Origin of the sequence: Kitasatospora sp. NPDC091257 (assembly GCF_044757675.1) — a bacterium.
GTDB classification, from domain to species: Bacteria; Actinomycetota; Actinomycetes; order Streptomycetales; family Streptomycetaceae; genus Kitasatospora; species Kitasatospora lactacystinica.
Map to the genome: position 1 here is coordinate 1 of NZ_JBIVVI010000278.1, position 8,382 is coordinate 8,382.

Annotated in this window: 6 protein-coding genes; 3 read left to right on the plus strand and 3 right to left on the minus strand. The window is 73.0% G+C overall.

The window, feature by feature from the left end; translation table 11 throughout:
• Window positions 1-144: 144 nt before the first annotated feature.
• From pta to pyk, 3 genes are all read left to right on the plus strand, one after another.
• On the plus strand, window positions 145-2,316 hold the full coding sequence (pta, locus tag ACIQOV_RS15460) for a phosphate acetyltransferase (RefSeq protein WP_401048813.1): 2,172 nt from the start codon (window positions 145-147) through the stop codon (window positions 2,314-2,316).
• Window positions 2,313-3,536 (plus strand): acetate kinase, encoded by a 1,224-nt coding sequence (locus tag ACIQOV_RS15465; protein WP_401048815.1) that lies wholly within the window; start codon window positions 2,313-2,315, stop codon window positions 3,534-3,536. Before pta ends, ACIQOV_RS15465 begins: the two co-directional genes overlap by 4 nt.
• Window positions 3,537-3,630: 94 nt before the next feature.
• Window positions 3,631-5,058: a pyruvate kinase gene (gene pyk, locus ACIQOV_RS15470; RefSeq protein ID WP_359899892.1), complete on the plus strand. Its 1,428-nt coding sequence runs from the start codon at window positions 3,631-3,633 to the stop codon at window positions 5,056-5,058.
• 106 nt (window positions 5,059-5,164) lie between these two features.
• Here pyk and ACIQOV_RS15475 read toward each other — a convergent pair whose 3' ends face one another.
• From ACIQOV_RS15475 to ACIQOV_RS15485, 3 genes are all read right to left on the minus strand, one after another.
• On the minus strand, window positions 5,165-6,577 hold the full coding sequence (locus tag ACIQOV_RS15475) for a hypothetical protein (protein WP_401048817.1): 1,413 nt from the start codon (window positions 6,575-6,577) through the stop codon (window positions 5,165-5,167).
• Window positions 6,574-7,293 (minus strand): DUF6114 domain-containing protein, encoded by a 720-nt coding sequence (locus ACIQOV_RS15480; protein WP_401048819.1) that lies wholly within the window; start codon window positions 7,291-7,293, stop codon window positions 6,574-6,576. The genes ACIQOV_RS15475 and ACIQOV_RS15480 overlap by 4 nt, the downstream gene beginning before the upstream one ends.
• A 133-nt stretch (window positions 7,294-7,426) precedes the next feature.
• The gene (locus tag ACIQOV_RS15485) at window positions 7,427-8,089 is read right to left on the minus strand and encodes a DUF6230 family protein (RefSeq protein WP_359899897.1); all 663 of its coding nucleotides are present in this window, start codon (window positions 8,087-8,089) and stop codon (window positions 7,427-7,429) included.
• Window positions 8,090-8,382: the final 293 nt, after the last annotated feature.

Sequence of the window (8,382 nt, forward strand, 5' to 3'; positions counted from 1 at the left end):
GGTGCCCGCCCCACCGGGCGGGCACCCGGGAGGGACCTCCGCCCCTTGCCCGAACCCCGCCGTTCTGCTCGCGGACGGCCGTTCGGGGTGCGAAGGTATGGTCGATATGACCACTTTCCGAGACGACGGGACGGAGACACCCACGTGGCGCGCAGCGTGTACGTGACCGGTATCGACCGGGGGGACGGCCGCCAGGCGGTCGAACTCGGGGTCATGGAACTGCTCACCCGCCAGGTGGACCGGGTCGGGGTGTTCCGCCCACTGGTGCACGCCGCCGCGCCCGGGCGGCCGGGCTCCGACCACGTGGTCGAGCTGCTGCACGGCCGCTACCGGCTCGACCTGCCGAGCACCGAGCTGTACGGCCTCACCTACGAGGAGGCCGCCGCGCTCCAGGCCGCCATGGGGCAGGACGAGCTGGTCTCCGTCCTGGTCGACCGCTTCCACGCGCTGGAGCGGCGCTGCCAGGCCGTGCTGGTGCTCGGCACCGACTTCTCCGACACCAGCATCCCGGACGAACTGGCCTTCAACGCCCGCCTGGCCAACGAGTTCGGCGCCGCCGTACTGCCCGTGGTCGGCGGGCACGACGCGGACGCCGGGACGGTCATCGCCGAGGTCCGCAACGCCCACCGGGCGTACACCGACCTCGGCTGCCAGACCCTCGCGATGATCGCCAACCGGGTCTCCCCCGGCGCCGAGCAGCGGATCCGGCACACCCTCACCGAGAAGCTGCCGATCCCCGCCTACGTCATCCCGGAGGAGCCGGCCCTGGCCGCGCCCACCGTCGCCCAGCTGGTCGAGGCGACCGGCGCCGAGGTCCTGATCGGGGACGCCGCCGGCCTCGCCCGGGACGTGCGCGGCTACGTCTTCGGCGGCGCCATGCTGCCGACCTTCCTGGACGCGCTGACCGAAGGCGCGCTGGTGGTCACCCCCGGGGACCGCGCCGACCTGGTGATCGGCTCGCTGGCCGCGCACGCCGCCGGCGCCCCGCCGATCGCCGGCGTGCTGCTGACGCTCGGCCAGCACCCCGGCCCCAACGTGATGGCACTGGCCGCCCGGCTCGCCCCCGGCACCCCGGTCGCCGTCGTCCCCGAGGGCAGCTGGCCCACCGCCGCCCATCTGACCCACCTGGAGGGCAAGCTCACCCCGGCCAGCCCCCGGAAGGCCGAGATCGCCCTCGGCCTCTTCGAACTGCACGTCGACACCGCCGAGTTGACCAACCTGATCGAGGTCGGCCGGTCCGACCGGGTCACCCCGATGATGTTCGAGCACGAGCTGCTGGAGCGCGCCCGGGGCGCCCGCCGGCACGTCGTCCTGCCCGAGGGCACCGAGGAGCGGGTGCTGCGCGCCGCCGAGATCCTGCTGCGCCGCAACATCTGCGACCTCACCCTGCTCGGCGAGGTGGACGCCGTCCGCCGCAAGGCCTCGGCCCTGAGCATCGCCCTCCCGGACGCGGGCACCGCTCCCGGCCACCAGGCCGGGGGGAACCCGGCCGCCGACCGGGCCCAGGTGCGGATCGTCGACCCGGCCACCAGCCCGCTGCGCCGCCAGTTCGCCGAGCTGTACGCGAAGCTGCGCGCCCACAAGGGGATGACCGTCGAGCTGGCGCTGGACGTGGTCACCGACGTCTCGTACTTCGGCACCCTGATGGTCCAGGAGGGCATCGCGGACGGCATGGTCTCCGGCGCGGCGCACTCCACCGCCGCCACCATCCGGCCCGCCTTCGAGGTGATCAAGACCTCGCCGGGCGCCTCGATCGTCTCCTCGGTCTTCTTCATGTGCCTGGCCGACCGGGTGCTGGTGTACGGCGACTGCGCCGTCAACCCGGACCCGGACGCCCAGCAGCTGGCCGACATCGCCATCCAATCGGCCGCCACCGCCGCCCAGTTCGGGGTGGAGCCGCGGGTCGCGATGCTCTCGTACTCGACCGGCACCTCCGGCTCCGGCGCCGACGTCGACAAGGTCCGCAAGGCCACCGAGCTGGTCCGCGAGCTGCGGCCGGACATCCTGGTCGAGGGCCCGATCCAGTACGACGCGGCGGTGGACGCCCACGTCGCGGCCGCCAAGCTGCCGGGCTCCCCGGTCGCCGGGCGGGCCACCGTACTGATCTTCCCGGACCTCAACACGGGCAACAACACCTACAAGGCGGTCCAGCGTTCGGCCGGCGCGGTCGCGGTCGGGCCGGTGCTCCAGGGGCTGCGCAAGCCCGTCAACGACCTCTCCCGCGGGGCGCTGGTGCAGGACATCGTCAACACCGTCGCGATCACCGCCATCCAGTCCCAGGACCGCACATCGGACAGCAAGGAGCCCGTCGCATGAGTGGAGGCACCCGCGTTCTCGTGCTGAACGCCGGCTCCTCGTCGGTGAAGTACCAGCTGATCGACATGCTGGACGGGGCCAAGCTGGCCGCCGGGCTGGTCGAGCGGATCGGTGAGACCGGCGGGCGGCTGGTGCACACCCCGCGCGGCGGCGAGGCGCGCGAGACCGTCCAGGTCTTCCCGGACCACGCCGGCGCGCTCAAGGCCGTCGCCGAGGAACTGTCCGCCGACGGCCTCGGGCTGGACTCCCCCGAGCTGGCCGCGATCGGCCACCGGGTGGTGCACGGCGGCCTGCGGTTCACCGAGCCGACCGTGATCACCGACGACGTGCTCCGGGAGATCCGCCGGCTGATCCCGGTCGCCCCGCTGCACAACCCGGCCAACATCACCGGCATCGAGGTGGCCCGCGCGCTGCGCCCCGACCTCCCCCAGGTGGCCGTCTTCGACACCGCCTTCCACGCCTCGATGCCCGAGTACTCGGCCCGGTACGCCATCGACAAGGCCGTCGCCGACCGGCACCGGGTGCGCCGCTACGGCTTCCACGGCACCTCGCACCAGTACGTCTCGCGGGCCACCGCGCGGCTGCTCGGCAAGGATCCGGCCGAGGTCAACGTGATCGTGCTGCACCTGGGCAACGGCGCCTCCGCCTCGGCTGTCGCCGGCGGCCGCTGCGTGGACACCTCGATGGGCCTGACCCCGCTGGAGGGCCTGGTCATGGGCACCCGCTCGGGCGACATCGACGCCGGCGTGGTGTTCCACCTGCACCGGGTCGGCGGCCTCTCCGTGGACGAGATCGACGACCTGCTGAACCGCCGCAGCGGCCTGCGCGGGCTGTGCGGCGAGAACGACATGCGCGAGATCATGCGCCGGGCCGACGAGGGGGACGCGGACGCGAGGCTGGCCTTCGACTCGTACGTCCACCGGCTGCGCAAGTACATCGGCGGCTACTACGCGGTGCTCGGCCGGGTGGACGCGATCGCGTTCACCGCCGGCGTCGGGGAGAACGCGGCGCCGGTGCGCGCGGCGGCCACCGCGGGACTGGAGGAACTGGGCATCGCCGTCGACCCGGAGCTGAACTCGGTGCGGTCCGGCGAGGCCCGGATCATCTCGCCCGAGTACGGCCGGGTGGCGGTCGCCGTGGTGCCCACCGACGAGGAGCTGGAGATCGCCCGACAGGCCTTCGCCCTGGTGCACCGGGAACGCCGGGAGTCCGAGGACTGACACAGAACCGTCTCACTCCTCGGAACTTTTCGTCGGCGATTCCTCCCGGTGCGTGCCGAATGCACCTATAACACGAACGGATAGACTGATCCATATGCGCCGAGCGAAAATTGTCTGCACCCTGGGTCCGGCGACGGACTCCTACGAACAGCTGAAGGCCATCGTCGAGGCGGGCATGAACGTCGCCCGACTGAACATGAGCCACGGCAACCACGCGGACCACGAGGAGCGGTACCGCAAGGTCCGCCAGGTCTCGGAGGACACCGGCAAGGCCATCGGCGTCCTGGCCGACCTCCAGGGTCCGAAGATCCGTCTGGCGACCTTCGCCAACGGCCCGGTGACCGTCGACAACGGCGACGAGTTCACCATCACCACCGAGGACGTCCCCGGTGACCAGCACATCTGCGGCACCACCTACAAGGGCCTGCCCGGCGACGTGAAGCCCGGCGACCCGATCCTGATCAACGACGGCGTCATCGCCCTGGAGGTCGTCAGCGTCGACGGCCCGCGGGTGAGGACCGTGGTGGTCGAGGGCGGCGTGCTCTCGAACAACAAGGGCATCAACCTGCCCGGCGCGGCCGTGAACGTGCCCGCCCTGTCCGAGAAGGACAAGGACGACCTGCGCTTCGCGCTGCGCCTGGGCGTCGACATGATCGCCCTGTCCTTCGTCCGCAACGCGGACGACGTCAAGGACGTCCACGAGGTCATGGACGAGGTCGGCATCCGGGTGCCGGTCATCGCCAAGATCGAGAAGCCGCAGGCCGTCGAGGCCATGGAGGAGATCGTCCTCGCCTTCGACGCCATCATGGTCGCCCGCGGCGACCTGGCCGTGGAGTACCCGCTGGAGCGGGTGCCGCTGGTCCAGAAGCAGCTGGTCACCCTGGCCCGCCGCAACGCCAAGCCGGTCATCGTCGCCACCCAGATGATGGAGTCGATGATCCACGCCTCGCGCCCGACCCGCGCCGAGGTCTCCGACGTCGCCAACGCCATCCTGGACGGCGCCGACGCGGTCATGCTGTCCGCCGAGTCGAGCGTCGGCAAGTACCCGGTCGAGACCGTCCGCACCATGAGCCGGATCTGCGAGAAGGCCGAGGAGGAGCTGCTCTCCCAGGGCCTCCAGCCGCTCAACCCGGGCCGCAAGCCGCGCACCCAGGGCGGCTCGGTCGCCCGCGCCGCGTGCGAGCTGGGCGACTTCCTGGACGGCAGGGCGCTGGTCGCCTTCACCAAGTCCGGTGACACCGCCCGCCGGCTGTCCCGCTACCGCTCGCCGATCCCGGTGATCGCCTTCACCCCGGACACCGCCACCCGCAACCAGCTCTCGCTGAGCTGGGGCGTCGAGGCGTACGTGACGGAGCAGGTGGCCACCACGGACGCGATGGTCGCGCAGGTCGACCGGGAGCTGCTGAAGCTGGGCCGGCTCGGCGAGGGCGACACCGTCATCGTCACCGCCGGTGTCCCGGTCGGCATCCCCGGCACCACCAACATGGTGCAGGTGCACCACCTCGGCACCCGGAGCGAGTGACCGCCCGCCCGACCCGAACGCCCGTGGGGCGGTCCTCCTTCCGGAGGGCCGCCCCACGGGCCTTGCGGCGCACGCCGCTCGTCGCCCGCGCCGCCCGTCGCCGCCGCTATTTGTCGCTGTAGGGGGCGTCGTCGTTGAACATGCGCATCCCGGGGATCCGCAGGGTGCCGCCGAACTGACCGGCCTGCTTGGCGGTGACGCCGGTCAGCTCCAGGTCCAGCGGGATCGGGATGGAGCCGATCAGGTCGTACAGCCAGCGCGGCAGGGTGTCCGGGGTGAGGGTGATCTCGCCCAGGTCGATCAGGATCGGCAGGCCGAGCACCTTGGAGAGGTGGCCGGACAGCCGCTCCACGTACATGGTGACCGGGCCCTTGCGCATCGTCGAGGTGGACCCCGGGGCGCCCTGGACGTGGAAGGTGACGCCGTTGCCCTCCAGGGTGGACATGTCGAGGTTGTCGATGTCCACGCTGTCGACCACGAACTTCAGGACGCGCTTGCTGCCGGTCGGGGTCTTCACGTCGTAGACGCCGTGGAAGGCCGCGCCGTGCAGGGCGAGCCGGCTGGTCTTCAGGGTCCAGTTCTGCTCCGGGACGACGTGCCCGGGGGCGGGCGCGCCGGCCGTCAGAGACCGGGCGTCCACATCGCAGTTGGGGTTCTCGGTGGGCGTGGCGGACGGGCTGCCGGAGGCGCCCGCGGAGGGCGTCGCCGAGGCGTCCGCGGACGGCGTCGCGGAGGGCTTCGGCCTGCCGGTCGCCTTGCCGCTCGGCGCGGCGGTGGGCGTGGCGGTGGGCGAGGGCTCGTCGTCGGCCGGCCGGGTCGCGGGCGGCGCGGTCTGCGGGGCGGCGGCCCGGGCCTGCGGCTGGGCGGGCTGGGCCGGGGTGCCCGTGCTCGGGGCGGGTGCGGTCGGGCCCGTCGGAGCGGTCGGCGCCGTGGTGGCCGCCGGTGTGGTGGCCGGCGTCGGGCTCGGCACGGCGTTCGGGTTCAGCAGGTGGCTGATGCCGCCGACCAGGTCGTCGATCAGGCCGCTCCGGACCGCCGTGCCGGTGTCGGTGGAACCGGCGACGGCGGAACCGGCGACGGACGGCTGGGCGGTGGCGGCCGACGGCTTGACCGGCGAGGTGGGCTGCTGGGCGGGCGCGGTGGTCGGCACCTGGGTCGGCACCGAGCCGGGGTCGGTCGAGGGGCCGGACGGGGGCGCCGTGGTCGGGGCCTGGCTCGGCGCGCCGGACGGGCCCGGCGGCGGCTCCGGCAGCTCGCTCTTGGGCACCGGCGTCTCGATCGGCGCGACGTCCGGCACGGTGGCCGGAGCGGTGCCGCAGGGCTTGCCCGCCGCAGACTCGGCGACCGCCGGGTTGGGCGTGTAGGCCGCGGCCATCAGCAGCGCGGTCGGCACCGCCGCCATCGCCAGCGCCCGGCCTCTCAGCCGGACCCGTACGGGCGTGCGCGGGGCCGCGTGCCGGCCGGAGTGCTGCGCGGGAACGGTCGTACCGTTGTCGGCTTGCTCGGCCGGCCCGGTCACCGCGCCTCCTCCTGGTCCACGGCGCCGGACTGCTTCGGGACGGTGCTCCCGGCGACGGTTTCGGCGGCCGCGGCGGCGGTCGCCGGCGGCGCGCCCCGGGCGGGCAGTTCGGCGGTGGGCGCCGCGACGGCGCCGTCGGTGGCGGGCGCGGCGGCGGTCCGGGTCTCGGCGTTCGGCTCGGCGTTCGGCTCGGCGTTCGGCTCGGTGGCGACGCTCTGCGCGACGGCGCTCCCGGCCGCCGCGTCCCCGGCGCCGCTCCCGGCCCGGCGCCGGCGCCGGCCCTTGGCGGCCTTTCCGGCCTCGGGCTCCGGCAGCGGGGCCCAGGAGACCATCAGCCCGCCGCCGATCAGGCCCGGCAGCAGGGCCAGCCCGAAGCCCCCCAGGTTGGAGACCGGGATCGAGACCAGCGTCAGCAGGGTGGTGGCGATACCGGCGAAGACCCGCACGGCCGGCTGGAACCACGCGGTCAGTCCGAGCACCACCAGCAGCACGCCGATGATCAGTGACCCGGCACCCGCCGTGGTGGCCATGGCCACGGTCATGCCGCCCAGCGAGAGCTTGGCGTACGGGAAGTACATGATCGGGACGCCGGCGATCATGGCCAGCAGACCGCCGTAGTACGGCCGCGTCCGGCGGAACGTACGGAACACCCGGCGCAGCCACTGGGCGGGGTTCTCGTGCTCGGCGGGCCGGTAGGAGGCAAGGGCGCTGGACACGGTGCAGCTCCTCGATGGTGTGAACGAGGGGATGGACGAGACACGGGATCCGGGGACGGCGCACGCACCGTCCCCGGTCCCGCAGGTGCCGTCGGGGCGGGCGGACCGGGCCCGGTCCGCCGCCGTCAGCGGCTCAGTAGCACTCGCCGGAACCGTCGGTGTGCAGCGCGAGCTTCAGGCCCTGGAGCTTGAAGGTGCCGGCCGAGGTGGCCCAGGCGGTCTGCTGCACGTTGTACAGGTCGGCCTTCTCGGCGGCCTGGGCGAAGCCGGTCTGACCGGACGGCAGGCCGCCGAGCTTGGACTGCCAGCCCTGGGTGGCCGAGCCCTTGAGGGTCGAGGCGTCCTGGCCGATGTTGATGTTGGTGAACTCGGCGTCGGCGTTCAGCTGGTCGAGGTCGATCAGCAGGTTCTTGGCGTAGACCTGCTTGTTGACGTCGTCGCTGTTGCCGGCCTCCAGCCGCAGGACGATCTTGGGCAGCTTCCACGGCAGGTGGGGGATGACGTTGGGGTCGGTCACCACCGACTGGCAGAGGCCCTTGATGGTGGCCTCGTCGAAGGCCGAGACGGCGACCGGGTGCGGAGTGCCGTTCGTCTCCGCGTCGATCGAGCCGAACTGGGCGAAGTTCTTGCCGTGCAGCTCCGGCGTGGTGACCTTGAAGCTCTGGCCGGACACGCTGAACGAAGCCGCCAGCGCGTTGTTGGCGATCGAGATGCCGACCATCGCGGTGGCCGCGACGCTCGGCACCATCACCAGGGCGAAGCGCTTCCAGCGGGTCTTGCCGTAGGTCTGGGACATGCGAGTCCTCCTTCTAGGACGTACATCTCCGGCTCCCCGGCGGTGCGTCCCGCACCGGTGGGGGCCTGGGATGGGAGAGAGCTACGTCCTCGGTAGCGGAGAGCGCCTTGGGCGTCGTCGGACGCGGGAGCGACCCGCGTGCAGCGGGCGTCCCGTCCGAACGCCGGCCGACCTTGCGGGGCGGCGGGCAGGACCGACGACATCGGCGATCACCCCCGAGCGACAACCAGCGACCGCGCAGGGCCGCGCGGCCGGTCGAAGGACAGGAACCGCCGTGGGACCGCGGATACCCC

Coding starts and splice junctions, on each gene's coding strand:
- ACIQOV_RS15465 (WP_401048815.1), top strand. CDS start 2,313: ATGAGTGGAGGCACCCGCGTTCTCGTGCTGAACGCCGGCTCCTCGTCG.
- pyk (WP_359899892.1), top strand. CDS start 3,631: ATGCGCCGAGCGAAAATTGTCTGCACCCTGGGTCCGGCGACGGACTCC.
- ACIQOV_RS15485 (WP_359899897.1), bottom strand. CDS start 8,089: ATGTCCCAGACCTACGGCAAGACCCGCTGGAAGCGCTTCGCCCTGGTG.